Here is a 25,431-nt window from a genome sequence, read left to right on the forward strand (position 1 = left end):
TGCCCGTGAAGTGATCTATGGGGCCCCGTTACATGATCTCGGGAAACCCGTAATGACGGGCGAATAGGTTGATTCAGCGCTCGCCGGACGGCAGAGGGCATAAAGAGACATCCGTACTGTGAAGGGGAACACCGCCACCATGCGCCACACCACTCACCGCCGCAGCACCCTTCGTACCGCCACCATCTCCGTCGTCGCCGGTGCGGCGCTGCTGGCCCCGGCCGCTGCCGCGCTGGCGAGCACCCCGGCCCCCGTCCGCGCCGCCGCGGTGACCGCCGCCCCCAAGCCGGTCAAGATCGACATCGGTGCCGGTGTCACCGTCCCGGTCAAGGGCGGCAAGCCGTACTACAACGGCAAGGCCCTCAAGCCCGGCCAGACCATCGACAAGGGCATCTACCTGCACCTGAGCTCCGACGGCAAGAAGCTCTACAGCAAGACGCAGGGCGGCGGCACGCCGTACGCGATCTGGGACGTCAAGACCGGCAAGAGCCTCGGCACCCAGAAGCACAGCCCCACCGCCAAGGTGAAGCCCGCGCTGACCGCCAAGTCGTCCTCGACCTCCGTGCGCGCCTGGCAGGAGCTGCGCGTCAGCGGCAAGGCGACCGGCATCAAGGCCGGCAGCAAGGTGGGTCTCCAGCAGAAGCAGCGCGGTACGTGGAAGACGTTGCCCGCGTCCACCACCGTCAACAAGTCCGGCACGTACGCGATGCGCGTGAAGCTCGGCCTCAAGGGCGCGAACGAGCTCCGCATGAAGAGCGGCGCGACGCTGTCGCCGGTCTTCAAGGTGACCGTGCGCTGACGTCCGACGCCCCCGTCCTCCTCACGGAACAGGGCCCCCGCTCCTCCCACCCGGAGGAACGGGGGCCCTTGCGGCGTCGGCGGCCGCGCTCAGTGAACTCTCCGGGGCTGGATTTTTCGTCCAAGGCGTGTACGTTGTGTCCAGAGCACCCGCACCGCAGGGCCGAGTGGGAGTACGAGGACCGACATGAGCGCCGAGGACGGGCAGACGGACGGCGGCCGGGACGCGCGGCGCGATGCCGAGCGTGACGCGATCCTCGCCGCGCTGGGGCCCGTCGCCGACGGCATCGCCGCCACCTTCGGCTCGCTGTGCGAGGTGGTCGTGCACGACTACCGGCGGCCGGAGCGGTCCGTCGTGTCGATCGCCGGGGCCGTCACGGGACGCGGCGTCGGCGGCGCGATGAGCGAGATCGGGATGGGCATGCTCGCGCGCGGCGACGAGGCCGCCGACGAGCTGAACTATCTGACCCGTACGCAGGACGGCAAGCTGGTCAAGTCGTCCACGATGCTGCTGCGCGACAGCGGCGGCGCGGTGTTCGGGGCGCTGTGCGTGAACCTCGACATCACCGCCGTGCAGCAGGTCGGCTCGCTGATCGGTGAACTCGCCGGGGTGACGGCTCCGGCGGAGGTGCCGACGACCACCTTCGGCGACTCCGCCGACGTCATCGACGCCGTGGTGCGTTCCGTCGTCGACGCCTACCAGCTCGAGCGCAGCCGCCCCTGGGGCGAGCTCGACCGCGCCGAACGCGTCGAGCTGTTCCGCGGGCTCGACGAGCGCGGCGTCTTCGCGGTCCGGCGCGCGGTCCCGCAGGTGGCGGCCCGCCTCGGCATCTCCCGCGCCTCCGCCTACAACTACCTCGCCAGAGCCCGCGCCCAGGACGACCCGGCGGGCGGGCCCGACACCTCACAGGGAGCATCCGCATGACGAGCACACCCCCGGTCACCCTCGACGACGTCCGCGACGCCGCCGCCCGGCTGAAGGGCGTGGCCCACCGCACGCCCGTGCTGCGCTCGCGCACCCTGGACGCCCGGGTGGGCGCGGAGGTCTTCCTGAAGTGCGAGAACCTCCAGCGCATCGGTGCCTTCAAGTTCCGCGGCGCCTACAACGCCGTCTCCCGGCTCTCACCCGGGCAACTGGCCAAGGGCATCGCGTCGTTCTCCTCCGGCAACCACGCCCAGGCCGTCGCCCTCGCCGCCCGCGAGCTGGGCAGCAGCGCCGTCATCGTCATGCCCGAGGACACCCCGCACTCCAAGCGCGCGGCCGCCGAGGGCTACGGCGCCGAGATCGTCACGTACGACCGCTACACCGGCGACCGCGAAGCCATCGGCAAGGCCCTCGCCGACGAGCGCGGCCTCGCCCTGATCCCGCCGTACGAGCACCCGCACGTCATCGCGGGCCAGGGCACGGCCGCTCTCGAACTCATAGAAGAGGTCGGCGAGTTGGGCCTGCTGCTCGTACCGGTCGGCGGCGGCGGACTGATCGCGGGCAGTGCCACCGCCGCGAAGGGCCTGAACGGTGACATCCGCGTCGTCGGCGTCGAGCCGGAGGCGGGTGACGACACCAAGCGGTCGCTGGCGGCCGGGCACCGGGTGACGATCCCCGTGCCGCGCACCATCGCCGACGGCCAAGCCGCCGAGATCCCGGGCGAGTTGACGTTCTCCGTCAACCGGCGGCTCGTCGACGACATCGCCCTCGTCTCCGACGACGACATCCGGGACGCGATGCGGTTCGCCTTCGAACGCCTGAAGACCGTCGTCGAGCCCAGCGGCGCCACGGCCCTGGCGGCCGCGCTGAGCGGACGCGTGGACCGGGTCCTGCCGCGCGTCGGCATCATCCTCTCGGGCGGCAACGTCGACGCCCGGAGGTTCGCGGAACTCTGCGGCGGCTGACCGCTTCCGGGGCGACGCGACGGCGGCTCAGCCCCGCAGCAGCCCCGCCACGCGCTCGGCCGTCCACGTCCCCGCGGCACCCGGGCACGCCGCGAGGTAGGCGCTCACGGCGGCCTCGTCCCACGCCGCCGTCTCCAGGAGCCCGGTCGCCAGCTGGCGCAGATAGCCGCCGGACGGGGCGTTGAGGTCGACGTCCTCCCACGCCCACGGCGCGGTGAAGGTGAGCACCGGAAGGCCGTCGAGCGTCCCCGGGCACACCAGCGTCTCGTAGCGCCCGTCCCCGATCCGGGCCCGGCCGTGCCGCAGCGCCGGCCCCAGATCGGGGACGGCCCCGGGCTCGCCGTACATCTCCTGCGCCGCGATGTCGCCGAACTGCTCGGCCGTCACCAGATGGGCGCGCGTGTACACCCGCCCCCGCGCCTCGGGGTCGTAGAACGCCCGGCCGCCCGACCAGAGCGCGGACTCGGTCGCGAAGTACACCAGCCCCTGGAGCTCCAGGGGAACCGAGGCCCGCGGCGGACGCCGGTCCCGGCAGCCCGGGCAGCCCCGCGCCGCGCCGGGCGGCCGCCCGCCCGCGATGTAGTGCATGAGGCGGCCCAGGAGCGTGTTGGAGCCGTAGGCGGCGTACCAGACAAGGTCGGGCACCCCGGGCTCCGACCCGGAACCGTCTCCCGGCCCCACCCCTGGTCGTGGCTCCTGAATCGTCCGTACGCGGTTCACCCGCACCCCTTTCCAGTTTCCAGAACGGACGCTCTCTCTAGAACGGCCCTTCGGGCGGCTCCGCGCTCGGCGGGACGCCGAGCTTCCAGTCCAGGTCGTACCGCTGGAAGAGCTCGGCCCGCAGCACGTCGAACGGCATCGGCGCGCCCGGGATGAGCAGCGCGAAGACCGCGCCCATCAGCAGGGCGCGCAGCATCCGGTAGTCCGTCTCGGCCTCCGGCGACCCGTGCCGGGCCACCGACTCGCGCAGCAGGAAGGCCAGCCGCTGCTGCTCCGGGCACTGCACGAACCCCTCGGCCTGCAGGATGCCCGCCATGTGCGTGCGCATCAGCACGGGCCGGTCGCGCGCCAGGCCCAGGATCGCGTCGATGGCGCGGGCGAGCAGCTCTTCGCCGTCCTCCGTGCGCGGCTCCCGCTCCAGCGCGGCCTGCAGCGTCATGTGCATCAGGCGGTGCACCGCCGACTGCAGGAGCTGGCGCTTTCCCGGGAAGTAGTACGACACGAGGCCGCGGGCGGAGCCCGCCCGGTCGGCGATGTCCGCGAGCGTCGTCGCCTCGTAACCGCGCTCGCCCACCAGGTCCACCGTCGCCTGCAGCAGCCGCTCGCGGGAACGTCGGCGCAACTCTTCATTGACCGATGGGCTACGCGGGGACATCCTGTAACTCCTGCGTTGACTGGCTCAGAGCCAATATACTCAGGGTGTCCCGGCCCTGGCCGTCATGGGCCGGTGCCGCCTCGGGCAGGCAACACCGCGGGGGAGTGTTGCCTGCCCTTGGGCGTGTCCGATGGGTCGGACACGCCCTGGGGCGGCCGTGGACGCGACGCCGCGCCGACCCACCGGACACGCCCTAGAGTGGGCCGGGGGCCGAGGAGGCGCTTGGACATGGACCAACAGCAGATTCTGGCGCGGATCAGTGAGATGGTCGACGCCGAGAAGACCCTGCGGGAATCGCTCGCGTCCGGAGCGATCGACGAGGCGACGGAACGGGCCCGCCTCGGCGTCCTGGAACGCGAACTCGACCAGTGCTGGGACCTGCTGCGCAGGCGGCGCGCGAAGGCCGAGTTCGGCGGCGACCCCGACACGGTGAGGGCACGGCCGGCGGCACAGGTCGAGGGCTATCAGTCCTGAGGTCCTCAGGGCGGTGCCCCGGACGCTCAGGGCGCCCCCGCACCGCCGACGAGCCCCAGCACGGCCCGCAGAGCCTCGGGCCGCCGCTCCACCGGCAGATGGTCCACGAAGTGCACCGCGCAGCCCAACGCCGCCGCGCCCCCGTCCGCCCGCCGGTCGTCGCCCACCATCAGCGTGTCCTGCGGCGCGACCCCGAGCCCGTCACAGGCGTGCGCGAAGAGCCGTGCGTCCGGCTTCTGCACGGCGTGCTCGTACGACAGGGCGTACACGTCGACATAAGGGTCCAGGCCGTGGAAGCGGAAGACCGGCCGCAGGTCCCAGCCGATGTTGCTGACGACCCCCACGCGTACGCCGAGCACCCGCAGCTCCCGCAGCACCTCCGGCGCGTCGTCGTACGGCCGCCACGCCTCAGGAGCCTTGTGGCGCTCGTACAGCGCGTCGTAGAGCCGCGGTTCGGGCAGCGGCACCGTACGGGCGAGACCCGTGTAGGCCGCCCGGTGGAGTTCCGCGCTCTCGTCGCGCTGCCCCCACAGTTCGGTGAGATGGTCCGGCACGTCGACCGTCGGTGAGCCGCCCGGCAGCGCACCCGCACGGTCCAGCGCGTCCGCGAGCCGCGCCGCCTCGTCCGCCGGCAGGGTGAGCCCGCTCGCGGCGAGCGTGCCGCGCAGCCAGGAAGCGGTGGACTCGACGCGGAACAGCGTCCCGGAGAAATCGAAGAGCACGCCCTTGATCGCCATGCGTGCGATCCTCCGGGACCGGGCGAGCGGGGGTCAAGAAGGCCCGGGTCGGCGACGGGCCGAGTCGCCCGGACGTGGCTCGCGGGCTCCGCCGGAGTCGCCGGGCTCCGCCGGAGTCGCCCCGCCGCTGCTCTCCGCCGCCGGAGCCACCCGGCCGCTGCTCCTCGGGCACGAAACGCTCGTACGCCGCCACGGCCAGTGCCACCGTCAGCGCGCCAAGCAGCCAGCCCCCGACGACGTCCGACGACCAGTGCACCCCGAGCCACACCCGGGTGAAGCCCACGCCGAGCACGGACACCGCGGCCACGGCGAGCCCTGCCCGCCACGCCAGGCCCCCCACGCCGTACACCCGCAGCAGCCACAGCAGCAGCCCGCACACCACGGCCGCCGTCATCGCGTGCCCCGAAGGGAACGCCGCGTAGTGCGCGGAGTCCACCGGGTCCGGCCACGCCGGCCGCTCCCGCCCCACCGCGGCCTTGAGCCCCTGCTGCACCAGCGTGCCCACCAGACACGTGGCCGCGAGCCAGCCCGCGAGCCACCACGCGCGCCGGGCCACCAGCCACAGCACGACGACGGTGCACAGCGCCCGCATCGTCCACGGGTCCCACACCCAGTCCGTCAGGATGCGGGCGGTCTGCGTCAGATCCGCGTGTGCCACCGCCCAGCGGTGCGTGGTCCGTGCGAGGTCGCCGTCCACATCGAGCAGCGGTCGCCACTCGGCGGCGACGAGGACGATCAGCAGCACGGTCGGGACGGCGAGGAAGAGGGCAGTACGCGCGGAGCCGGGAGTGCGGGGGGTTGCTCGGGGCGGTGCGGAATCCATGCGGTGATCCTGACCGATGGAGGGCGACGGCACCTAACCGAGCGCGCGGAGTGCCGGTACGAACGCGATGAGCAGCGGCACCACCGGCACGAGCGCCGCGGCCGCCGTCAGCCGCAGCCGGCGCCCGGCGGTGAGCCGCGGGCGGGCCGACAGGAGCCGGTGCACGCGCTGCGGGACATGCGCGTGCGTGCTCGGGCAGGGCCCGAACACGCCCCGGTGCTCGTTGAGTTCCACGAGGGCGAGCGCGATGGTGAGCCGCCCGAAGCGGCGCGAGGCCACGTCGTCGGCGGCCAGCTCCACGAGCCGGTGCATCTCGGCGCGGAACGCGGCGAACACCGGGACCTGCGGGAAACCCGCGGCGAGCGCGCCCGAGCAGTGCAGCAGCCAGTCGTGCCGGGCCTGCGCGTGGCCCTGCTCGTGGGCGAGCACCGCATCGAGCTGACGTCCCTTCAGGCGGCGCAACGCAGCGGTGGTGATGACCAGTTGGGGTGCGGCGCCGGGCAGCCACCAGGCGTCGGGCCGCTCGCCCTCCAGGACGACGAGCCGGTCGGCGCCGGGCTCCTCACCGGGCAACAGCGGTGCCCGTACGACGAGTTCGGCGCGGCGCTTGGCGCGCCTGGTACGGGCGCGGGCGATCTCGCGGGTGAGCATCGCGGCGGTCCAGGCGCCGCCGCACGCGAGCGCCACCGCCGTCACGGTGGCCCACGGGGTGGGGCCGAGAGCGTACGCCTCCACGACGTCGCGGGGCGCGGGCGCGAAGAGGTGTCCGCGCACCGCCTGCCAGGCGGACGCCGCGCTGAACGTCATCGACAGCGCGCAGCACAGCAGGACTCCGGCCACCACGCACTGCCAGGCCCACAGCGCGACCACCGGTTCGCGCTCCACCCAGTCGGCCCTCGCGAGCATCCTGGGGGCGACGACGGCGGTCAGCGCGCCCAGCAGCATCAGCGCGACGGGGACCATCATGGGTCAACCCTATGAGGGGCGCGTCACGCGGCGATATGGGCAGCCGCCGCAAGTGATGTACGCCACGACGGATTCCGTGGGCATCCGGGACCTCTCGGCGTCTCCCGGCGTCTCCGGGGTTCACCGGTGCCCCGGGCGTCACAGCGCGAGCAGCATCGCCAGCATCCCCATGCTCATCGAGAGCCGGCACACCAGCGCCAGCTCCGGCCGGTCGGCCCACCCCGCGACTCCGTTCACGGACGCGACGTCGCCCGCGCCCGCCACCGCGCCCACCGGCGCAAGCCGCGCGCCCGACAGCAGCACGTGCCCGGCGAAGTACAGCAACAGCACCCCCGTCACCACCGGCACCCCCGCACCGCCGTGCGCCCCGTGCCCGCCCGGCGCCGCGACCATCGCCACCGACATGTACACCATGGCCAGCGCGCCCACGACATGGTGCAGATGACGCTGCCCGCGCCGCGCCGCCCAGGCCACCCGCAACCCGGCCGCGGCGAACACCGCCGCGTACCCCAGCCACGCGCCGCGCGGCGGGTCGAGCACCGCGGCAGGCAGGGCCATCACCGCCATCCCGAACCCCATCAGCGCCTCGCCCCCCGCCGTACGCCGCTGCTCCTCGACCCCGCTGCGCATCCGCAGCAGGCAGTACGCCCCGCTCCCCGCGCAGAGCGCCACCAGCAGCCAACTCGCCGACCCCGGTCCGTGCACCGAGCACCTCCTCGACCGACGCCACACCGTCGACGGGTCGATGCCCGGCGGCGGGGCGGCGTACGGGAGCGCACAGAGGTACGGCAGGCGCGTACCGGAGGTGCGGGGCGGTGCCCGGCGCCTCAGGGGCGATACCGCAGCGGATGGTCCGCCGGTACCTCCACCACCGCGATGCGGGTGCCGTCCGGGTCCGCGATCCACATCTCGACCAGGCCCCACGGCTCCTTGACCGGCGGACGCAGGATCTCGACGCCCCGGCCCGCCAGTTCCTCGTGGGCGGCCGCCACGTCCGCGACCTGGAGCCACAGCCGCACCGCGGGGGACGGCGGCGCCTCGGCGCGGCCGGAGACCTCCAGGAAGCCGCCGCCGAGGAAGTAGACGGTGCCGCGTTCGGGGCCCGTGCCGAACTCGCGGTACACGGCCAGACCCAGATCGCGGCCGTAGAACGCGCGGGAACGCTCGGGGTCCGTGGGGCGGAGGAGGATTCTGCTGCTCAGTACGTGCACCATGCGGCCGCACCTTAGTGCCGGGTTACCCTCGGCGGGTGCGCCCGCCGCACCCGTCGCAGCCCCGGAGATCGGAGACCCGCGCCCATGCACACCGCCCCGCGCCCCAGCACCCACGGCGACCTGACCTTCCGGGACGCCACCGAGGCCGACGTCGACGCGCTCGTCGCGCTCATCGAGTCGGCGTACCGCGGTGACGACAGCCGTGCCGGGTGGACCACCGAGGCGGACATCCTCGAGGGGCAGCGGACCGACCCCGAAGGCGTCGTGGCGGTCATCGCGTCGCCCGCGAGCAAGCTGCTCGCCGTCGAGCGGGAGGGGGCCGTGGTCGCCTGCTGCCAGCTGGAACACCGGGGCGAGCACGCCTACTTCGGGATGTTCGCCGTCAGCCCGGCGCTCCAGGGCGCGGGCCTCGGCAAGGTCATCATGACGGAGGCGGAGCGGACCGCGCACGAGGCGTGGGGCGTGCGCGAGATGCACATGACCGTGATCTCCGTACGTGAGGAACTCATCGCCTGGTACGAGCGGCGCGGCTACCGCCGTACGGGAAAGATGACCCCCTTCCCGTACGGCGACGAGCGCTTCGGCATTCCGCAGCGCGACGACCTGCAGTTCGAGCTCCTGGTCAAGGAGATCGGGACCGCCTGACCGGCGCATGCCCGGGCACGGCATCTCGGTCGGCGGCGACGCGGGGCCTCAGGCGGTGAAGCGGCCCGTGCGCTTGATCTCCGGGTAGTCCGTCGTCGCGCCGTCCAACTGCAGCGCGCGCACCAGGCGCAGATCGTCCTGGGTGTTCACGACCCAGCCGATGATCCGCAGGTCGGCCTTGCGCGCGTGCTCCACGATCTCCAGCGTCAGGCGCCGGATGCTCAGTACGAGGGTGGTGGCGCCCACGGCGGTGGCGCGCTGCACGACGTCCGTGCCGTAGCGGCTGGCGACGAGCGCGGTGCGTACGCCCGGCACCAGGCGGGCGATCTCCGCGATCGCCTCGTCGTGGAAGGAGAGGACCTCCACCCGGCCGGTCAGGTCACGCGCGATCATCACCTCGGCGAGCGCCCGGGCGGCCGCCACATCCTTGATCTCGGCCTGCAGCGGCGCCTTCACGGCGTCCACGACCTCTTCGAAGACGGGGATGCGCTCGCCCTTGCCCGCGTCGAGTTCGCGCAGCTCGGCCAGCGTCTTCTCGGCGATGGGTCCCCGGCCGTCGGTGGTGCGGCCGACATCGGCGTCGTGCATGACGACGAGGGCGCCGTCCTTGCTGAGGTGCAGGTCGAGTTCGATGATGTCCAGGCCCGCGGCCTGGGCGGCGACGAACGAACGCAGGGTGTTCTCGGGTTCGACACCCATGACACCGCGATGACCGATGGTGAGGAAGTTCAAGGTTCACTCGCTTCCGTCGACGGCGGCTCGGCTCCGCGCGGTTCGGCGGCTCAGGACCCACGCGGCAAGGTCGCAGCCTAATCGCCCGCCTCCGCGATGGGACCGTCCCTGCGCGACGGAATGGAGTCGTCCGATCTGGTGCCGACGATGCCCAGGACGAGTCCGGTGATGAGGGCGGCGACAAGTACGGCACGGGTGCTCACGGGTTCGCGGCCTCTCTCGGCGGAGCGGGCTGACCCGGCCCGTCCTACCGCCGCGGAGCCCGTGATCGCGAGTGGTCTCACCCGTGGGTGGGCGCGTCGTCCTGGTGTTGACCAGGGCCCGCGCCCGCCTCCTACGGCTCCTCCGGGCGGGCGTCCAGCCGCGCCAGATCCGCGAGCAGCGCCTCGGCCAGCTCCAGCTCCGCCTCCAGGTGCCGGGCGCTCCAGCGCAGCGCGATCTGCGGATGGGCCCATGCCTCGACGCCCTCCGCGTGCTCGAGCGCGGCGGCGACCTCGGCCAACTCGCCCCTGGTGTGCGCGATGTGCTCGGCCACCAGGGCCCGCAGCCGGGCCGGTTCGGTGAGGTGGCCGAGCCAGACCCGAAGCAGCAGCGGATGCTTGAGCACCGGCGGGCCCGCGTCGTGGCCGCCCGCCGCCCAGGCCGCGAGCGCCGTCCGGCCCGTGTCGGTGATGGCGTACGCCCGTCGCGTACGCGGTTCCTCCGGGCCCGAGCGGCGCGAAGTGGCGTAGCCCAGGGTCTCCAGGCGGCGCAGCTCGGCGTAGATCTGGCTGATGGCGGGGGACCAGTAGAAGTGGCGCAGCGAGGAACTGGCCCACTTCTTCAGCTCGTACCCGGTCCGCTCACCCGGGAAGGACAGCAGCCCGAGCACGGCCCACGCGGTCGGCGGCAGCGGTGCGGGCTCGGGCGACGGGACGGGGAGCGGGGCTGCCATGTGCCGCATTGAAGTGAACGGGCCGGTGTACGCGCAAGACTCCGCCCGCGGGCGGCTGCGGACGCCGCCGCCGGGTCACCGCGTCTGCGGGGCCGTCGCGCGCTCCGAGAGTGCCTTCGTCCGTGCCTCCGCCTTCGCGTCCATGGCGTACTGGTCCACGTACTCCTGGCCGGACAGCGTCAGGATCGCGTACATGATCTCGTCGGTGACGGCCCGCAGCGCGGCGCGCTGGTCCCGCATGTCCGCGTAGCGGGAGAAGTCCAGCGGCTTGCCGAAGCGCAGCGTGATCGGCACCAGGCTCGGTACCCTGCGCCCCGCGGGCTGCGCCTCGAACGTGCCGATCATCGCGCACGGGATCACGGGCGCGCCCGAGCGCAGCGCCATCGCCGCGACGCCCACCTTGCCCTTGTAGAGCCGGCCGTCGTGCGAACGCGTCCCCTCCGGGAAGATCCCGAGCAGACCGCCCCCGTCCAGGACCGCCAGGCCCGACTCGACCCCGGCCTGACCGGCCCCGTTGCCCGACCGGTCCACGGGGATGGCGCCGATGCCCCGGAAGAACGCCGCTGCCAGGCGCCCCCGGAGCCCTTTGCCGGTGAAGTACTCGGCCTTGGCGAGGAAGCGGATGCGTCGCCGCAGCGTCACGCCCAGCAGGAACTGGTCGCAGAACGACTGGTGGTTGCCCGCGATGATCGCCGCGCCCGTGTCCGGCACATGCTGGAGCCCCTCGATGCGCGGCCGGAACAGCCACCGCAGCAGCGGGACCAGCACGACGCACTTGAACAAGCGGTAGAACATGCCTGTGAGTCCCCTCCTTGACGGCCCCCCGCGTCGGGGAACGCTAATGCCCTTCCGGAGCGCTAGGGAGAACGCGTAATCGGCCAGGGTGCGCCCTATGAGAAGGAGGCTTGAATTGAGGGGAGTTGTGTCGGGGTGGTCATCGGTCGGGCGTGAAGTCCTGCCCTCGCGCGCGGCGTTGTCCGCGACCCGGCCGGTTCTGTATACGGCGCCCTCGCCGCGCCTGGCGTGATCCGCCGGTGTGGGGGCACTTCGCGGTGGCTGTTCCTGTACCCCGTGCGTCGCGCCTCCGCACACCTCTTGCCTCTTCAAGATCTGACGGCTAGTCACATGACTGTTTGAAACAACCTGAACGTCCCGGAGGTACCGCCCCCTGTTCAACTTCCTGGAGGCAACATGCAGTTCTCCGTCATCTTCGAGGCCCAGCTCGCCGACCCCACGGTGGACCGCGAGCATCAGCTCATCCACGACTGCGTCGAACAGGCCGTCCTGGCCGAGGAGATGGGGTTCGACCGTGTCTGGGCGGTCGAGCACCACTCCCTGAAGTGGTACGCGCACATGAGCGCGCCGGAGGTCTTCCTCACCTGGGTGGCCGCGCGCACCCGCACCATCCGCGTCGGGCACGGCGTCGTCTGCATGCCGTTCCGGTTCAACCACCGGGCGCGGGTCGCCGAGCGGGCCGCGATGCTCGACCTGCTCTCCGGCGGCCGGCTGGACCTGGGGGCGGGGCGCGGCGGCACGGCGCAGGAGACCTCGCTGTGCGGTGTCGACCGGGACCGTACGGCGCAGGAGGTCGAGGAGGCCCTGCGCATCGTCGGCAGAGCCTGGGAGCGGGACGAGCTGGAACACCACGGCGAGCTGCTCGACATCGGCCCGCACCCGATCCTGCCGCGCCCCGCCCAGGCCCCGCACCCGCCGCTGTTCCTGGCGTGCAGCAGGACCGAGACGCTGACGCAGGCAGCGCAACTGGGCGTCGGCGCCCTGGTGATGGGCTTCGCCGGGCCCGAGTCGATCGCCGGGATGCGGCGGGCGTACGACGAGGCCATCGCCGCGCGGACGCCGGACCGCTTCGTCTCCAGCGTCGTCAACGACCACTTCTCCGTGCTGTGCCCGACCATCGTCCTCGACGACCGGGAGGCCGCGCGGCGCGTGGGCCTGCGCGGCCAGCGGTTCTTCGCGCAGTCCATCGCGCACTGGTACGGCGGTGCCGGTCTGCCCGACGAAGCGGTGGTCGAGGGCGCGGACGAGGCGGCCGAGCTGCGCACCGCCGCCGAGCAGGTGGTGGCGCGTTTGAGCGAGCAGGACATCCCGGTGCGCCCGGCGTCCACGGCGGTGTTCCACGCCGACCACGCGTACGGCACGGCGGACGACGCCATCGCCTACGCCGAGCGGCTGCGGGCCGCAGGGGCCGACGAGGTCATGTGCCTCGTCCAGATGGGCACGGTGCCGCAGGAGGCGTGCCTGGAGACGCTGCGGCAGTGGGGCGAGAAGGTCATCCCGCACTTCCGCCCGCGGGGCAGGGAGGCGGCCTGAGATGCACTCCGACCCGCACACGGGCCCACGAACTGGCCCGGGCTCCGACCCGGACACGGGCCCGGGCTCTGCCCCGGACACTGGCCCACGCTGCGATCCGGGCGCCGCCTCACGCTCCGAGCCGGGCACCGCCCCACGCGCCCGCCCGGGCACCGGCCCGGGCTCCGACCCGGACACCGGCCCAGGCTCCGGGCAGGGCACCGGCCCAAGCTCCGCCCCACGCGCCGACCCGCGCCCCGCCCCGCAAGGCCCCGGCCGCGCGGAAACCGCCCCCGGGCTCGCCCCCGAGGCTCGTCCCCTCCTCGACGCGCTCGCCGCGTTCTTCCCCGACATCGGGGGTGCCGTCACCGACGCCGCCGAGGCGCGCCGCGTGCTGGCCGCCGCGCCCGCCTCGCCGTTTGCGGTGCCGCAGGTCGGCTCGGTCGTGGACCGGGTGATCCCGGGGCCCGCGGGGGCGCCGGAGCTGCCGGTGCGGGTCTATCTGCCCGAGGCCGCGGGCGAGCCGGAGGCGGGGCCTCCGCCCGGGCCCCGGCCCACCGTCGTCTTCTTCCACGGCGGCGGCTGGAGCCTCTGCGACCTGGACACGTACGACGCGACCGCGCGCGGCCTGTGCCGCGGGGCGCGGGCCGCCGTGGTCTCCGTCGACTACCGGCTCGCCCCGGAGCACCCCTTCCCGGCAGCCGTCGAGGACGCGTACGCGGCCGTCGCCTGGGCGGCCGGCCATCGCGCGGAACTCGGCGGCGCACAGGGGCCGTTGGTAGTAGCGGGCGACAGCGCGGGCGGGAACCTCGCGACCGTGTCCGCGCTCCGGGCGCGTGACCACGACGGCCCGGACATCGCCCTGCAGGTGCTGATCTATCCGTCGGTGGACGCCCGCGAGCGCACCCGCCGCACGGGCGGTGAGGACGTCGACGCCGACGACCCCACGGGCGCCGAGCCCCGCGACAGCTTCCTCACGGCCGCCCACTGCCGCTGGTTCCGCGAGCAGTACCTGGGCGCGTATCTGCGGGCCGGTGGCGACCCCGCGGACCCGCGCGTATCCCCGCTCCTGGCCGACCTCGCCGGGCTACCGCCCGCCCACGTCGTCACCGCGGGCTTCGACCCCCTGCGCGACGAGGGGCGGGCCTACGCGGCGCGGCTGCGGGACGCCGGGGTCGCCGTCACCGAACGCCACTTCCCGGCCATGTTCCACGGGTTCCTCGGCTTCCCGCCGCTCCTCGCGGACGCCCGTACCGCACAGGAATCCGTGATAGAAGCGATCGCCTCGACGATGGACGGCAGGAAAAACAGCGGCCCGGCAGGGGGTGGGGCAGGATAATTTCCCGGATCTCCTCTTGTGACGGAGAACCCCGCACACATACGGTGTCCATACGCGAGGTTCTCCCGTGGAGGATGGGTCATGACGGAAATTCTTGTGCAGCCGGTGAGGGAAGGCATGGACGCCTTCCGTGACGGACGAGTGGTGGACCACCCTGCCTGGCCGGAACTCAAGAGTGCCGTCGAGCAGATCAGGCCCTGGCAGTCCAAGGACGGCTCGATCGACTTCGAGCGCGAGGGCGCCCCGACGCGGGCCGCCGCCGAGCAGGCCGTCGGCCGCGTCATATCCGGCGTCGAGGCGCTCAGCCCGCTGCTCCCGCACGACGAGGCGTATCACAAGGCCCTGGTGGCCGACCTGCGCCGCTGGGCGGACGGCGGCTTCGGGGTGCCGGACTTCCTGGACGCGCTGCTCGCCTTCCACCCGGCGTCCCGCCGCGAGGACGGCCTGCAGCACCTCGTGGTCTTCCCGATGTACACGCAGAACGGCAACCCGGACCGCAACTTCGAAGCGGTCGTCCTGCGCATGGTGTGGCCCGAGTGGCTCGCCGAACTGGAGCGCACGCGCTACGACAACCCGCTGTTCTGCGGCATCACCTTCGAGGACTTCACCGCCGGTTACGACACCAACTCGGCGGTGCTGTTCCCCGAGACCATCGCCGTGCGCGAGGCCCCCGAGCGCTTCACCTGGGGCGGCATCTTCTGCGACCGCGAGGCGGCCCGCTTCCGCCGCGTCACCGAGGCCGCCGTCGACATCCTGGGCATCGCGCTGCCCGCCGACGTCCGCGACATGCTCGACGACCAGGACCGCTGCCAGGAGGCATTCGTCCTGTGGGACATGGTCCACGACCGCACCCACAGCCACGGCGACCTGCCGTTCGACCCCTTCATGATCAAGCAGCGGCAGCCGTTCTGGATGTACGGCCTGGAGGAGCTGCGCTGCGACCTCACGGCCTTCAAGGAGGCCGTGAAGCTGGAGGCCGACGGCGTGGCGCAGGCCCGCGACGTGCAGTACGCGGTGCTCTTCGACCGGATGTTCCGCTTCCCCGTGACCGGTGAGCGCGTCCGCAACTACGACGGCCTGGGCGGCCAGTTGCTCTTCGCCTATCTGCACAAGCACGACGTGGTCCGCTGGACCGACAACAAGCTGAAGATCGACTGGGAGCGCGCGCCCCAGGTCACCAACCAGCTCTGCGCCGAGATTGAGAAGCTCTACCGGGACGGCATCGACCGCCCGAAGCTCGTGCACTGGCTCGCCGGGTACGAGCTCGTCTCGACCTATCTCTCCCCGCACCCCGGCTCCCGCTGGGCCAAGGGTCCCGAAGCCCTGGACACGTCGCTGCCGCCGCGGAAACTGGTCGACGACGTGCTTCCGGACGAGTTTCCGCTCAGCATGTTCTATGAGGCGCTCTCCAAGAAGCTGAAGGCTGTGATCGCCTCCACTCAGGGGATCACCGCGGGCTCGGGAGCCGAGAAGGTCGCCGCGTGAGCGGCGGCCCCACCAAGGAGGCGAGGACCATGTCCGCACTCGACGGAGCCGTAGTCGCGGTCGCCGGAGCCGCGGGTCCCGCGGGCCGCGCGACGCTGCTGAGGCTGGCGGAGGCCGGGGCCACGGTGGTGGCGTCCGACGCCGACGCCGCGCGCCTCGCGGAGGCGGTGGACGCGGCGCGGTACGCGCACGGCGGTGCCACGGTCACCGGCGACACCGTCGACCTGCTCGACCTGGACGCGGCCCGCGCCTGGGCCGACCGCACGGAGAAGGAGTTCGGCCGGATCGACGGCCTGGTGCACCTCGTCGGCGGCTGGCGCGGCAGCGCCTCCTTCGCCAAGACCGACCTCGGCGACTGGGACGTACTGGAAGACCTCCTGATCCGCACCGTCCAGCACACCTCGCTGGCGTTCCAGGAGGGACTGCAGCGCAGCGACCGCGGCCGCTATCTGCTGATCAGCGCCGCCGGCGCGTCGAAGCCGACGGCGGGCAACGCGGCGTACGCGGCCGCCAAGGCCGCCGCCGAAGCCTGGACGCTCGCGCTCGCCGACGCCTTCCGCAAGGCCGGGGGCGAGGAAGGCCCGAGCTCGGCGGCTGCCATCCTGGTGGTGAAGGCGCTGGTGCACGACGCGATGCGGGCGGAGCGGCCGAGCGCGAAGTTCGCGGGCTTCACCGATGTCAAGGAGCTGGCCGAGGCCATCGCCGGAGTCTGGGAGCGGCCCGCCCCGGAAGTGAACGGAAACCGTCTGTGGCTGACCGAGAAGCCGTGAACCCACCCAAGACCGACGCGCGCCGGCTCCACGACCCGGACACCCGCGGCTTCGCCAGCGACAACTACGCCGGCGCCCACCCGGAGGTCCTCGCCGCCCTCGCCCTCGCCAACGGCGGCCACCAGGTCGCCTACGGCGAGGACGAGTACACCGAACACCTCCAGCAGGTGGTCCGCGGCCACTTCGGCGCGGGCGCGGAGGCATTCCCGGTCTTCAACGGCACCGGCGCCAACGTCGTCGCCCTGCAGGCGGTCACCGACCGCTGGGGCGCGGTGATCTGCGCGGAGAGCGCGCACATCAACGTCGACGAGGGCGGTGCCCCCGAGAAGATGGCGGGCATCAAGCTGCTGACCGTGCCGACGCCGGACGGCAAGCTCACGCCCGAGCTGATCGACCGGCAGGCGTTCGGCTGGGAGGACGAGCACCGCGCGATGCCGCAGGTCGTCTCGCTCGCCCAGAACACCGAACTCGGCACCGTCTACACCCCGGACGAGATCCGCGCCATCGTCGAACACGCCCACGGCCACGGCATGCTGGTGCACCTCGACGGCGCGCGGATAGCCAACGCCGCCGCGTCCCTGGACGTCCCGATGCGGACGTTCACCAACGCGGTCGGCATCGACATCCTCTCGTTCGGCGGCACCAAGAACGGCGCGCTGTTCGGCGAGGCCGTGGTCGTCCTGAACCACGACGCGGTGCGGCACATGAAGCATCTGCGCAAGCTGTCCATGCAGCTCGCCTCGAAGATGCGGTTCGTCTCCGTGCAGTTGGAGGCGCTGCTCGCCAAGGACCTGTGGCTGCGCAACGCCCGGCACGCCAACGAGATGGCGCAGCGCCTGGCCGAGGGCGTCCGCGCGGTGCACGGCGTGGAGATCCTCTACCCCGTGCAGGCCAACGCCGTCTTCGCGCGGCTTCCGCACGACGTCAGCGAACGCCTGCAGAAGCGCTTCCGGTTCTACTTCTGGGACGAGGCCGCCGGCGACGTCCGCTGGATGTGCGCCTTCGACACCACCGAGGACGACGTGGACGCCTTCGTGGCGGCGCTCAAGGAAGAGATGGCCCGCTAGCCCCGACGCCCTGACGCCCCGACGCCCCGACGCCCCACGGCGTCGGGGCGTCTTGCCGTTCCGGGGCCGCCGCGAACGGCGCTCCGGGACGTGGCACGTACCTGAAGGTACGTACTTGATCAAGAACCGGCGTCCGGGGAGTCTGGTGGAGGCGCGCCAAGTCCCTTGTCCGTTACCGCCCCCGGCCTCGCGGCCAGGTGGCTGCTGGGTCAGCACCTTCTCGCTGATGCCGGTGACCAGTCGCCTGGTCTCGCCGAAACGGCGCGGACCCTCGGCGAGGGCCCACATGGCGAACGACTTCCACTTGCCTTCGAACACCCCGACGGCCACGCCCATCCCGCACGTGTGCGGATCGGTCACCGTCACGACCTCGGAGTCCCCCGTACCCCCGCCAGGGCCGAGGGTGTCACCGCCGCCGATCTGGCCCCCTACGCCAAGGGTGTCGCCGCTCTCCTGCCCGACGTGATCGACGCCTTCGCCGAGCAGGTCGACGCCGGCAGCTACCTCGCCCAGGGCTCCAACCTCCGCTCGGCGGCGGCCATCATGTCCCACGTCCTCGACGCCTCCCACGACATCGCCCTCCGGGGCATGGCGGCCGGGTACGCGGACGACTCCTACGCGCACGTCGCCGAACTCCTCCGCCATGGCGATGGCGCATAGATATGCGTGCGACCGAAAAGTCATTGACGGTCAGTCGGCCGCCTTCTTATGCTCGCCGCTCATGGAGCTGATCCAGAACACCTCAGATCTCTCAGCCTATCTTGCCGCTGACGAAGCCATCGATCACACGCATCCGCTGGTCCGGGACACTGCTGCCCGCCTGGCCAGGACTGCCACCGATTCATACGTATACGCTCGCGCGGCCTTCGAGTTCGTCCGCGACACCATTCCGCACTCGGCGGACTCCGGCGACACGCGCGTGACCTGGCGTGCCTCCGACGTCCTGGAGCAGGGCACCGGCGTCTGTCACGCCAAGGCGCACGCGCTCGCCGCGCTGCTGCGCGCCGAGGACATCCCCACGGCGCTCTGCTATCAGCGGCTGGTGCACGACGACGGCAGCGGATTCGTCCTCCACGGCCTGGTCGCCGTCCGGTTCGACGGCGCCTGGCACCGGCAGGACTGCCGCGGCAACAAGCCGGGCGTGGACGCGCGGTTCTCCCTCGACGGGGAGCGCCTGGCGTTCCCCGTGGACACGGCGGCCGGTGAGGTCGACTACCCGACGCTGTTCGCGGCGCCGAGCCCCGCGCTGCTGGACGTCTTCAGGCGGGCCCCGGACCGGCCGTATCTGTGGAAGACGCTGCCTGACGAACTGCCCGAGGGGTAGGGCTGAAGGGCTGCCCGCGTAGGCGATTCATCGGATGTGGTGAGGGTGCAGGGCTGGCTTCTGCACCCTCAAGCCCTCTGGTACGTCAGTGGATTGCCGAGTCATCGGACCTATTCTCGTCCGATTCCTTGACGTGCCCCCGGCTCGCCCCGGATGCTGCCAGCGGCGTGCCCCAACTCGCCCTGCCCACGCACCCGTTGGAAAGGCCGACGTCATGACACCGATCTCGCGGCGCGCGTTCGTCGCAAGCACCTCAGGAGCCCTGGTCGCGGCGGGCTCTGCCGTCGCGTGGGGCAGACCGGCGGCCGTGGCCCCGGACGACGTGCACGGCGCGCTGCTGCGCGACGCCGCGATGGTGTGGAAGCGCCTGCCCGGCAGTTGGCAGGAGGGGCCGTTCCTCGGTAACGGCTTCCTCGCCGCGCACCTGTACGCGAAGCCCGGCGAGGGCAACGTACTGCGGGTCATGATCAACCATTCGCACGTACAGGACCAGCGCGGCCAGTGGGAGGCCGCGATCGGCTACTCCCGCCTGGGCGTCGGCTACTTGACGCTGACCTTCGCGGGCACCATCACCGGCGTCGACTGGCGGCTCGACCTCGACAACGCCGAGCTGACCGGGACCGTCACCACGGCGCGCGGAAGTGCCCGGTTCACGGTCCTGATCCTCAGTCACGAGGACGTGCTCCTCGCCTCGTTGGGGCCGAGCGCCGGTGAGGAGACGGCCGCCTGGGGCTTCGCCGCGCTGCCCTCGCACACCACCCGCACCACCCGCGTCCCGCCCGACTACACCGCTAACCCGGACCCCACCACCGGCCCTGGCTTCGTCGAGCAGCCCCTGCACGCGGGTGGCGGCTACACCACCGCCTGGCGCGAGGTCCGCTCCGGTACGAAACGGCTGCTCGCCGCCACCATCGCGTACGGACACCCGGAGTCCACGGGGCGCGAGCAGGCCGTACGCACGGTGCGGCGCGCCCTCGACGGCTCGCCCGCGCGGGCCATCGCCCGGCACCGGGACTGGTGGCACGCCTTCTACCGGCGCAGCTTCGTGTCCGTGCCCGACAAGAAGGTGCAGCGGTTCTACTGGATCCAGCTCTACAAGCTGGCCTGCGCGACGCGCAGCCACGGGCCGGTCACCCCGGTGTTCGGGCCGTGGTTCCCGGAGAGCGGCAACAACTGGACCAGCATCTGGTGGAACACCAACGTCCAGGTGACGTATCCGGTCGCCAACGGCTCCAACCACCGTGAACTCGACGCCGTCACGCCGGCGTTCGCGAAGTTCCACCAGAACCTGGAGTCCAACGTCCGGCCGGAGCTGCGTGACGGCGAGACCTACGCCCTGTGCCACCCCGGCGACTGGAAACTGCGCTCCGGGCCCCGCTACGTCGGCGTCCCGGGCCTGAGCCCCAACGACCACACCGGCAACCTCACTTGGGCGCTGCACAACGCCTGGGTCACCTACCGCCACCACATGGACGACGACGTCCTGCGGCACGTCATCCGCCCCGTCCTCACCAAGGCCGTCAACTACTACGCCCGCCACCTCGCCGAGGGCTCGGACGGCCGCCTCCACCTGCCCGAGACCCGTTCGCCGGAGTACGCGAACGCCGCCGACTGCACCTACGACCTCTCCCTCCTGCGGTGGGGCGTGGGCGCACTGCTCGACTCCGTACGCAGGCTGCGCAGCGGCGATCCGCACGAGAAGCAGTGGCGCGACATCCGAGACCGGCTCGTGCCGTACCACGAGAACGAGGACGGCGTCATGATCGGCGCCGGAGTGCCGCTCGCCGACTCGCACCGCCACTTCTCGCATCTGCTGTGGCTCTATCCGCTCCAGGAGAAGCTCGACCGGCGCACCTTCGACCACTGGACGAGCAGGCAGGAGCGCTGGCACGGCTACAGCTACGCGGCGGCCTCCTCCATGGAGACGCTCTTCGGCAAGCCCGAACAGGCGCTGCGCCACCTGCGTTTCTTCCTGGACGGCAACGTCACGGACAAGTGCGCGATGACGCCCAACACCATGTACCGGGAGGGCTCGAACTTCGCCCTGGAGAGCTCGATCAGCGCCGGGCAGTCGCTCTTCGACATGCTGACGCAGAGCCACGGGGGAGTCGTGAAGGTCTTTCCCGCGGTGTCCGGGACGTGGCGGGACGCCAGTCTGCAGCGGGTGCGCACGCAGGGCGCGTTCCTGGTCGACGCCTCGCGGCGCGGCGGGCGCACGGAGTGGATCCGGGTGGAGAGCGAGGCCGGGGAACCGCTGCGGCTGCGGCACGGCATCGCGGGCGCGATCGACGTGCGCGACGAACGCGGACGGCCGCTGCCGTACTCGGGACGGGACGTCATCAGCGTGCCGCTGCGGCGCGGGCAGGCTGTAGTGGTCACGCCCAAGGGATCCCGGCCGTCGCCGCACCCGCGCGACGTACCGGCGAATGGCACGGAACCGGCGTGGGGGCTGCCGTAGGGGTTCTCCGTACGGGGCGGGCTCGGGCCCGGAGCTCGGGGCCGCTACGGAGAGCCGGGAAAGTCCAGCACGGTGCACTAGGCGGTGCTCTATGCTGTACTTCCGTCGATCCCCGCGAACCAAGGCAGACCATGACGCTCACCCTCACCGTGTCCGACGAGGTGCGCACGCTCGCGCCCGGCTTCACCCACGTCGCCATCGAGGCGTACGACCTCGCCGGCGGCCCCAGCACCGACGGCACGTCGGCCCTGCTCGACGACGCCGCCCGCCGCCTGGCCGCGCGCCTCGACGGGCGTGCCCCGCACGAGGACCCGCACATGGTGGCTTGGCGCGCCGCGTACACGGCCTTCGGCGCCAAGCCCTCGCGCACCCGCAACTCCGCCGAGGCGCTGGCCAAGCGGGCGCTCGCGGACGGCGGGCTGCCGAGGATCAACGCGCTGGTCGACGTCTACAACGCGATCAGCGTGGCCCACCTGATCCCCGTCGGCGGCGAGGACCTGGACCGCATCAAGGGCGACATGCGGCTGGTGCGGGCCACCGGTGACGAGGACTTCGTGACGATGGCGGCGGGCGAGCCGGTCGTCGAGCACCCGGAGCCGGGCGAGGTCGTCTGGCGGGACGAGGAGGGCGTCACCTGCCGCCGCTGGAACTGGCGGCAGGGCCCCCGCACCCGCCTCACGGAGGAGACCGTGAACGCGATCTTCCTGCTCGAGGGCATGGGGCCGGACGCGGGCCTGGCGGCGGCGGGCGCCGAACTCGCCGAACTCCTGGAGAAGGTCAGCCCCGGGGCGCGGATCACCGTGCACGGGCCGACGGGCTGACGGGCCGACCGGCACCGGCTCACCGGGGCCGCACAGCCGGGGCGGCCCCGGGCGAACCCCGGGCGGCCTTGGTGCGTCAGAGCGCTTCGGCGGCGCGGACCTCGGCCGGCGTCGGGGCCGTGCCCCCGAGGTGGGCCGGCATCCACCAGGTGTCCTCCGGGCCCTTGGGGCGCACGGGGTAGGCGCGCTGCGCGGCCTCCAGGAGCTCCTGGCAGCGCTCGCGCAGGCGCCGCGTGATCGCGCCCGCGTACTGGTCCTTGGGGGCCTCCACGCGCTCGCCGACGCGGATCGTGATCGGGATGTGCTGCCGCTTGAAGTTGCGCGGGTGGCCCTTCGTCCACAGCCGCTGCGTGCCCCACAGCGCCATCGGGATCAGCGGGACGCCGGCCTCCTGCGCCATGCGCGCGGCGCCCGACTTGAACGACTTCAGCGTGAACGACTGCGAGATCGTCGCCTCGGGGAAGACGCCGATGATCTCTCCGGAGCGGAGCGAGTCCAGCGCGTGGGCGTAGGCCGTCTCGCCCTGGTTGCGGTCCACCGGGATGTGCTTCATGCCGCGCATCAGCGGGCCGGAGATCTTGTGACGGAACACCGACTCCTTGGCCATGAAGCGCACCAGGCGCTTCTGGGGCAGCGCCGCGAGGCCGTCGAAGATGAAGTCCAGGTAGCTGATGTGGTTGCTCACCAGGACCGCCCCGCCCGTGCGCGGAATGTTCTCGGACCCCTTGCAGTCGATCTTCAGATCCAGCGCCTTGAAGAGGGTCTTGGCGGCGCCGATGACCGGTCGGTAGACGAGTTCTGCCATGGGTGGGGAGGGCCCTTCGTCTCTGCCGGGGGAGAGGGCCCTCGGCGGAAAGCTAAGTTACGGATCCGTAGGGTCTACGGCTCCGCCAGATCGTGCCCCAAGAACGAGCGACTGGCCAGCGATGGTGCCCGTATCGCGCGAGATTCTCGTCACGTCGGAATCTTTCCGCAAGAGCGCGTGCTCTAGGAAAAGACGTATGCGATGCCCTTGGTACGAGGGCGAAGGAAGCCTCCGGTGGGGGCGGGGAAAGGTGGGAGGCACGCGTGACAGGAGTGCGCTCGGGCGAGGCCGGTGGGCGGCTCGGCGCGGCGGAACTCGGCACGGAGCTGGGCGACAGGGCCACGCTCGTCCAGTTCTCCAGCGCGTTCTGCCAGCCGTGCCGGGCCACGCGCAGGGTGCTCGCCGACGTCGCCGCCCTGGTCCCCGGTGTGGCGCACGTGGAGATCGACGCCGAGGGGGCCCTCGATCTCGTACGCGCCCTGCGCATCGACAGGACACCGACGGTGCTCGTCCTCGACACCGAGGGCCGCGAGGTGCGCCGCGCGGCGGGACAGCCGCGCAAGGCGGATGTGATCGCGGCGCTGGGGGCGGCGATATGACCATGGGCGACACGGCTGCGGGCGTGACCATGGGCGACGCGGCTGAGGGCGTGACCAAGGCCGACATGACCATGAGGGCGTGATGGATCTTTCATATCCCGGAACGGACTTGACTGTACGTGGCACCTGTCGTCAGCCTGCTGACATGCCTCCGGAGCTCCTTCTCTTCGAGCGTGTCCACGTGGACCTCGCGCGCCATGCCAGTGCGCGCTGTCGGTCCCGCTGAGCAGCCACGGACCCGCTCGTACCCCCGGCAGAAGGACACAACTCCATGACGGCCACGCCCGACCTCTCCGCTCCCCGGCTCGCCGGCCCCGACCTGCTGCGCTCCGTCTTCCGGCGACACGCCGCCGGAGTCGCCGTGATCACCGCCCGGGACGCGGACCCCGTCGGCTTCACCGCCACCTCGCTCACCTCGGTCTCCGCCGAACCGCCGATGATCTCCTTCGGCATCGGCACCGGGGCCTCCAGCTGGCCCGTGATCTCCCGGGCCGAACACGTCGGCGTCCACATCCTCGGCGAGCACCAGCACGAACTCGCCACCACCTTCGCGCGCAGCGGCGCCGACCGCTTCGGCGCGCCCACGCGCTGGTCCAAGGGGCCGCACGGCGTGCCCGTGCTCGACGGCGTGCTCGCGTGGCTGGTGTGCCGGATCGTGGCGCGGGTGCCCGCCGGTGACCACCGGGTGGTGCTCGCCGAGGTGCTCGCCGGTGACTCCGAGGGGGCGGGCCGCCCGCTGCTGTACCACCAGGGACGCTTCAACGCGCTGCGTGACTGAGAGTTCCCGATGACGCGTGGTGCGCGCGATTACGGAGCGTTGCAAAGGTCACAGTTCAAAGCGCTTGCTTAGAGGGAATGTACTGGGTGTACTCATGAGTAATATTCCGGTTGGAGCGGGGTCAGCCCCAACCGGGACCCGCCGCTTCAGGCGCCTATGCTGCCTGCAAGAAGGCAGTGGCCCGATGCCGGGGCAGCAGCCCAGTAATGACGATGTGTAGGAGAGCCGGCGTGAGCTTGAGGATCGTTGTCTGTGTGAAGTACGTGCCCGACGCCACCGGCGACCGGCACTTCGCCGAGGACCTGACCGTCGACCGCGACGACGTGGACGGTCTGCTCTCGGAGCTCGACGAGTACGCGGTCGAGCAGGCCCTGCAGATCAAGGAAGCGGCGGACGACGACGCCGAGATCACGGTCCTCACCGTCGGCCCCGAGGACGCCAAGGACGCGCTGCGCAAGGCTCTTTCGATGGGCGCCGACAAGGCCGTCCACGTCGAGGACGACGACCTGCACGGCACCGACGTCATGGGCACCTCGCTGGTCCTGGCCAAGGCCGTCGAGGAGACCGGTTACGACCTCGTCATCGCCGGTATGGCCTCCACCGACGGCACCATGGGCGTGCTGCCCGCGATCCTCGCCGAGCGCCTGGGCGTGCCGCAGGTGACGCTGCTGTCCGAGGTCTCCGTCGAGGGCGGCGCGGGCGGTGTCGTCAAGGGCCGCCGTGACGGCGACACCGCGTCGGAGCAGCTGGAGGCGTCCCTGCCGGCCGTCGTGTCCGTGACGGACCAGTCGGGCGAGGCGCGCTACCCGTCCTTCAAGGGCATCATGGCCGCCAAGAAGAAGCCGGTGCAGTCGCTGGACCTGGACGACCTGGACATCGACGCCGAGACCGTCGGCCTCGAGGGCGCCTGGACGAAGGTCGACTCCGCCACCGAGCGTCCCGCGCGCACCGCGGGCACGATCGTCAAGGACGAGGGCGAGGGCGGCAAGCAGCTCGCCGAGTTCCTCGCCGGCCAGAAGTTCATCTGAGCTTCAGCCATCCCTCAACCACACGCTCTTCATTGGCGTTCCTTCGTAATCGCAGGAGATTG

General features: G+C 72.1%; 28 protein-coding genes and 2 pseudogenes. 17 read left to right on the forward strand and 13 right to left on the reverse strand.

Going from position 1 to position 25,431, the window contains the following annotated elements; translation table 11 throughout:
* Window positions 1-139: 139 nt before the first annotated feature.
* From STRAU_RS44430 to STRAU_RS09465, 3 genes are all read left to right on the forward strand, one after another.
* Complete coding sequence (locus tag STRAU_RS44430; RefSeq protein ID WP_158692050.1) at window positions 140-799, forward strand: hypothetical protein; 660 nt, start codon at window positions 140-142, stop codon at window positions 797-799.
* Window positions 800-985: 186 nt separating this feature from the next.
* Window positions 986-1,723, forward strand: a complete 738-nt coding sequence (locus STRAU_RS09460) for a helix-turn-helix transcriptional regulator (RefSeq protein WP_016640050.1) — start codon at window positions 986-988, stop codon at window positions 1,721-1,723.
* On the forward strand, window positions 1,720-2,688 hold the full coding sequence (locus STRAU_RS09465; RefSeq protein WP_016640051.1) for a threo-3-hydroxy-L-aspartate ammonia-lyase: 969 nt from the start codon (window positions 1,720-1,722) through the stop codon (window positions 2,686-2,688). Before STRAU_RS09460 ends, STRAU_RS09465 begins: the two co-directional genes overlap by 4 nt.
* A 27-nt stretch (window positions 2,689-2,715) precedes the next feature.
* Here the strand turns inward: STRAU_RS09465 and STRAU_RS09470 are convergent, their stop codons facing one another.
* Together STRAU_RS09470 and STRAU_RS09475 are read right to left on the reverse strand one after the other, a co-directional pair.
* Window positions 2,716-3,333 carry a hypothetical protein gene (locus tag STRAU_RS09470; RefSeq protein ID WP_016640052.1) on the reverse strand — a complete coding sequence of 206 codons (618 nt, stop codon included), beginning with the start codon at window positions 3,331-3,333 and terminating at the stop codon, window positions 2,716-2,718.
* Between the two features lie 112 nt (window positions 3,334-3,445).
* Entirely contained in the window at window positions 3,446-4,063 is a 618-nt protein-coding gene (locus STRAU_RS09475; protein ID WP_037658394.1) for a TetR/AcrR family transcriptional regulator, read from the reverse strand.
* Between the two features lie 228 nt (window positions 4,064-4,291).
* On the opposite strand from STRAU_RS09475, the gene STRAU_RS09480 reads away from it, so the two are divergent.
* The gene (locus STRAU_RS09480) at window positions 4,292-4,537 is read left to right on the forward strand and encodes a DUF2630 family protein (protein WP_016640054.1); all 246 of its coding nucleotides are present in this window, start codon (window positions 4,292-4,294) and stop codon (window positions 4,535-4,537) included.
* A gap of 26 nt (window positions 4,538-4,563) precedes the next feature.
* Here the strand turns inward: STRAU_RS09480 and STRAU_RS09485 are convergent, their stop codons facing one another.
* From STRAU_RS09485 to STRAU_RS09500, 5 genes and pseudogenes are all read right to left on the reverse strand, one after another.
* On the reverse strand, window positions 4,564-5,274 hold the full coding sequence (locus STRAU_RS09485) for an HAD family hydrolase (protein WP_016640055.1): 711 nt from the start codon (window positions 5,272-5,274) through the stop codon (window positions 4,564-4,566).
* A 166-nt stretch (window positions 5,275-5,440) separates the two neighbouring features.
* Window positions 5,441-6,097 (reverse strand): annotated as a pseudogene (locus tag STRAU_RS40075) (phosphatase PAP2 family protein); the annotation flags it as partial.
* A 33-nt stretch (window positions 6,098-6,130) separates the two neighbouring features.
* Window positions 6,131-7,063: a M56 family metallopeptidase gene (locus tag STRAU_RS09490; RefSeq protein ID WP_016640056.1), complete on the reverse strand. Its 933-nt coding sequence runs from the start codon at window positions 7,061-7,063 to the stop codon at window positions 6,131-6,133.
* 138 nt (window positions 7,064-7,201) lie between these two features.
* Entirely contained in the window at window positions 7,202-7,768 is a 567-nt protein-coding gene (locus STRAU_RS09495) for a DUF5134 domain-containing protein (protein WP_016640057.1), read from the reverse strand.
* A 122-nt stretch (window positions 7,769-7,890) separates the two neighbouring features.
* On the reverse strand, window positions 7,891-8,277 hold the full coding sequence (locus STRAU_RS09500) for a VOC family protein (RefSeq protein WP_016640059.1): 387 nt from the start codon (window positions 8,275-8,277) through the stop codon (window positions 7,891-7,893).
* Window positions 8,278-8,361: 84 nt separating this feature from the next.
* Here STRAU_RS09500 and STRAU_RS09505 point away from each other — a divergent pair, with 84 nt between their 5' ends.
* The gene (locus tag STRAU_RS09505) at window positions 8,362-8,922 is read left to right on the forward strand and encodes a GNAT family N-acetyltransferase (protein ID WP_016640058.1); all 561 of its coding nucleotides are present in this window, start codon (window positions 8,362-8,364) and stop codon (window positions 8,920-8,922) included.
* Between the two features lie 48 nt (window positions 8,923-8,970).
* Here STRAU_RS09505 and STRAU_RS09510 read toward each other — a convergent pair whose 3' ends face one another.
* The 4 genes from STRAU_RS09510 to STRAU_RS09520 form a co-directional block, all read right to left on the reverse strand.
* Window positions 8,971-9,654, reverse strand: coding sequence for a glycerophosphodiester phosphodiesterase (locus STRAU_RS09510; RefSeq protein WP_016640060.1), 684 nt, complete (start codon window positions 9,652-9,654; stop codon window positions 8,971-8,973).
* A 77-nt stretch (window positions 9,655-9,731) separates the two neighbouring features.
* Window positions 9,732-9,857, reverse strand: coding sequence for a hypothetical protein (locus STRAU_RS43540; RefSeq protein ID WP_016640061.1), 126 nt, complete (start codon window positions 9,855-9,857; stop codon window positions 9,732-9,734).
* Between the two features lie 131 nt (window positions 9,858-9,988).
* Complete coding sequence (locus tag STRAU_RS09515) at window positions 9,989-10,588, reverse strand: PadR family transcriptional regulator (protein WP_203227372.1); 600 nt, start codon at window positions 10,586-10,588, stop codon at window positions 9,989-9,991.
* A 75-nt stretch (window positions 10,589-10,663) separates the two neighbouring features.
* Window positions 10,664-11,383 (reverse strand): lysophospholipid acyltransferase family protein, encoded by a 720-nt coding sequence (locus tag STRAU_RS09520; RefSeq protein WP_016640064.1) that lies wholly within the window; start codon window positions 11,381-11,383, stop codon window positions 10,664-10,666.
* Between the two features lie 396 nt (window positions 11,384-11,779).
* On the opposite strand from STRAU_RS09520, the gene STRAU_RS09525 reads away from it, so the two are divergent.
* The 5 genes from STRAU_RS09525 to STRAU_RS09545 all read left to right on the forward strand — a co-directional run bounded on the left by STRAU_RS09525 (window position 11,780) and on the right by STRAU_RS09545 (window position 17,556).
* The gene (locus STRAU_RS09525; protein WP_016640063.1) at window positions 11,780-12,916 is read left to right on the forward strand and encodes an LLM class flavin-dependent oxidoreductase; all 1,137 of its coding nucleotides are present in this window, start codon (window positions 11,780-11,782) and stop codon (window positions 12,914-12,916) included.
* A 1-nt stretch (window position 12,917) separates the two neighbouring features.
* Window positions 12,918-14,234: an alpha/beta hydrolase gene (locus tag STRAU_RS09530; RefSeq protein WP_158692051.1), complete on the forward strand. Its 1,317-nt coding sequence runs from the start codon at window positions 12,918-12,920 to the stop codon at window positions 14,232-14,234.
* Window positions 14,235-14,315: 81 nt separating this feature from the next.
* Window positions 14,316-15,719, forward strand: coding sequence for a DUF6421 family protein (locus STRAU_RS09535; RefSeq protein ID WP_016640066.1), 1,404 nt, complete (start codon window positions 14,316-14,318; stop codon window positions 15,717-15,719).
* A 29-nt stretch (window positions 15,720-15,748) separates the two neighbouring features.
* On the forward strand, window positions 15,749-16,489 hold the full coding sequence (locus tag STRAU_RS09540) for an SDR family NAD(P)-dependent oxidoreductase (RefSeq protein WP_037658396.1): 741 nt from the start codon (window positions 15,749-15,751) through the stop codon (window positions 16,487-16,489).
* Complete coding sequence (locus STRAU_RS09545) at window positions 16,486-17,556, forward strand: threonine aldolase family protein (protein ID WP_016640068.1); 1,071 nt, start codon at window positions 16,486-16,488, stop codon at window positions 17,554-17,556. Before STRAU_RS09540 ends, STRAU_RS09545 begins: the two co-directional genes overlap by 4 nt.
* A gap of 213 nt (window positions 17,557-17,769) precedes the next feature.
* On the opposite strand, the pseudogene STRAU_RS40080 reads toward STRAU_RS09545, so the two are convergent.
* Window positions 17,770-17,892 (reverse strand): annotated as a pseudogene (locus STRAU_RS40080) (winged helix-turn-helix transcriptional regulator); the annotation flags it as partial.
* 9 nt (window positions 17,893-17,901) lie between these two features.
* Here STRAU_RS40080 and STRAU_RS09550 point away from each other — a divergent pair.
* From STRAU_RS09550 to STRAU_RS09565, 4 genes are all read left to right on the forward strand, one after another.
* A complete protein-coding gene (locus STRAU_RS09550) occupies window positions 17,902-18,216 on the forward strand; it encodes an imine reductase family protein (RefSeq protein WP_016640069.1) in 315 nt (104 codons plus the stop codon).
* 61 nt (window positions 18,217-18,277) lie between these two features.
* Complete coding sequence (locus STRAU_RS09555) at window positions 18,278-18,880, forward strand: transglutaminase domain-containing protein (RefSeq protein WP_016640070.1); 603 nt, start codon at window positions 18,278-18,280, stop codon at window positions 18,878-18,880.
* A 214-nt stretch (window positions 18,881-19,094) separates the two neighbouring features.
* Window positions 19,095-21,338, forward strand: a complete 2,244-nt coding sequence (locus STRAU_RS09560) for a glycosyl hydrolase family 95 catalytic domain-containing protein (protein ID WP_016640071.1) — start codon at window positions 19,095-19,097, stop codon at window positions 21,336-21,338.
* A 131-nt stretch (window positions 21,339-21,469) separates the two neighbouring features.
* Window positions 21,470-22,159: a B3/B4 domain-containing protein gene (locus STRAU_RS09565; RefSeq protein WP_016640072.1), complete on the forward strand. Its 690-nt coding sequence runs from the start codon at window positions 21,470-21,472 to the stop codon at window positions 22,157-22,159.
* A gap of 76 nt (window positions 22,160-22,235) precedes the next feature.
* Here the strand turns inward: STRAU_RS09565 and STRAU_RS09570 are convergent, their stop codons facing one another.
* Entirely contained in the window at window positions 22,236-22,964 is a 729-nt protein-coding gene (locus STRAU_RS09570) for a lysophospholipid acyltransferase family protein (protein WP_016640073.1), read from the reverse strand.
* A gap of 263 nt (window positions 22,965-23,227) precedes the next feature.
* Here STRAU_RS09570 and STRAU_RS09575 point away from each other — a divergent pair, with 263 nt between their 5' ends.
* The 3 genes from STRAU_RS09575 to STRAU_RS09585 all read left to right on the forward strand — a co-directional run bounded on the left by STRAU_RS09575 (window position 23,228) and on the right by STRAU_RS09585 (window position 25,369).
* A complete protein-coding gene (locus STRAU_RS09575) occupies window positions 23,228-23,563 on the forward strand; it encodes a TlpA family protein disulfide reductase (protein ID WP_052029019.1) in 336 nt (111 codons plus the stop codon).
* 271 nt (window positions 23,564-23,834) lie between these two features.
* Entirely contained in the window at window positions 23,835-24,341 is a 507-nt protein-coding gene (locus STRAU_RS09580) for a flavin reductase family protein (RefSeq protein ID WP_016640075.1), read from the forward strand.
* A gap of 230 nt (window positions 24,342-24,571) precedes the next feature.
* Entirely contained in the window at window positions 24,572-25,369 is a 798-nt protein-coding gene (locus tag STRAU_RS09585; protein ID WP_037658398.1) for an electron transfer flavoprotein subunit beta/FixA family protein, read from the forward strand.
* Window positions 25,370-25,431: the final 62 nt, after the last annotated feature.

The sequence above is a fragment of the Streptomyces aurantiacus JA 4570 genome (genome assembly GCF_000414115.1).
GTDB lineage: Bacteria > Actinomycetota > Actinomycetes > Streptomycetales > Streptomycetaceae > Streptomyces > Streptomyces aurantiacus_A.

Coding starts and splice junctions, on each gene's coding strand:
- STRAU_RS44430 (WP_158692050.1), top strand. CDS start 140: ATGCGCCACACCACTCACCGCCGCAGCACCCTTCGTACCGCCACCATC.
- STRAU_RS09460 (WP_016640050.1), top strand. CDS start 986: ATGAGCGCCGAGGACGGGCAGACGGACGGCGGCCGGGACGCGCGGCGC.
- STRAU_RS09465 (WP_016640051.1), top strand. CDS start 1,720: ATGACGAGCACACCCCCGGTCACCCTCGACGACGTCCGCGACGCCGCC.
- STRAU_RS09475 (WP_037658394.1), bottom strand. CDS start 4,063: ATGTCCCCGCGTAGCCCATCGGTCAATGAAGAGTTGCGCCGACGTTCC.
- STRAU_RS09480 (WP_016640054.1), top strand. CDS start 4,292: ATGGACCAACAGCAGATTCTGGCGCGGATCAGTGAGATGGTCGACGCC.
- STRAU_RS09485 (WP_016640055.1), bottom strand. CDS start 5,274: ATGGCGATCAAGGGCGTGCTCTTCGATTTCTCCGGGACGCTGTTCCGC.
- STRAU_RS09490 (WP_016640056.1), bottom strand. CDS start 7,063: ATGATGGTCCCCGTCGCGCTGATGCTGCTGGGCGCGCTGACCGCCGTC.
- STRAU_RS09500 (WP_016640059.1), bottom strand. CDS start 8,277: ATGGTGCACGTACTGAGCAGCAGAATCCTCCTCCGCCCCACGGACCCC.
- STRAU_RS09505 (WP_016640058.1), top strand. CDS start 8,362: ATGCACACCGCCCCGCGCCCCAGCACCCACGGCGACCTGACCTTCCGG.
- STRAU_RS09515 (WP_203227372.1), bottom strand. CDS start 10,588: ATGGCAGCCCCGCTCCCCGTCCCGTCGCCCGAGCCCGCACCGCTGCCG.
- STRAU_RS09520 (WP_016640064.1), bottom strand. CDS start 11,383: ATGTTCTACCGCTTGTTCAAGTGCGTCGTGCTGGTCCCGCTGCTGCGG.
- STRAU_RS09525 (WP_016640063.1), top strand. CDS start 11,780: ATGCAGTTCTCCGTCATCTTCGAGGCCCAGCTCGCCGACCCCACGGTG.
- STRAU_RS09530 (WP_158692051.1), top strand. CDS start 12,918: ATGCACTCCGACCCGCACACGGGCCCACGAACTGGCCCGGGCTCCGAC.
- STRAU_RS09535 (WP_016640066.1), top strand. CDS start 14,316: ATGACGGAAATTCTTGTGCAGCCGGTGAGGGAAGGCATGGACGCCTTC.
- STRAU_RS09540 (WP_037658396.1), top strand. CDS start 15,749: ATGTCCGCACTCGACGGAGCCGTAGTCGCGGTCGCCGGAGCCGCGGGT.
- STRAU_RS09555 (WP_016640070.1), top strand. CDS start 18,278: ATGGAGCTGATCCAGAACACCTCAGATCTCTCAGCCTATCTTGCCGCT.
- STRAU_RS09560 (WP_016640071.1), top strand. CDS start 19,095: ATGACACCGATCTCGCGGCGCGCGTTCGTCGCAAGCACCTCAGGAGCC.
- STRAU_RS09565 (WP_016640072.1), top strand. CDS start 21,470: ATGACGCTCACCCTCACCGTGTCCGACGAGGTGCGCACGCTCGCGCCC.
- STRAU_RS09570 (WP_016640073.1), bottom strand. CDS start 22,964: ATGGCAGAACTCGTCTACCGACCGGTCATCGGCGCCGCCAAGACCCTC.
- STRAU_RS09580 (WP_016640075.1), top strand. CDS start 23,835: ATGACGGCCACGCCCGACCTCTCCGCTCCCCGGCTCGCCGGCCCCGAC.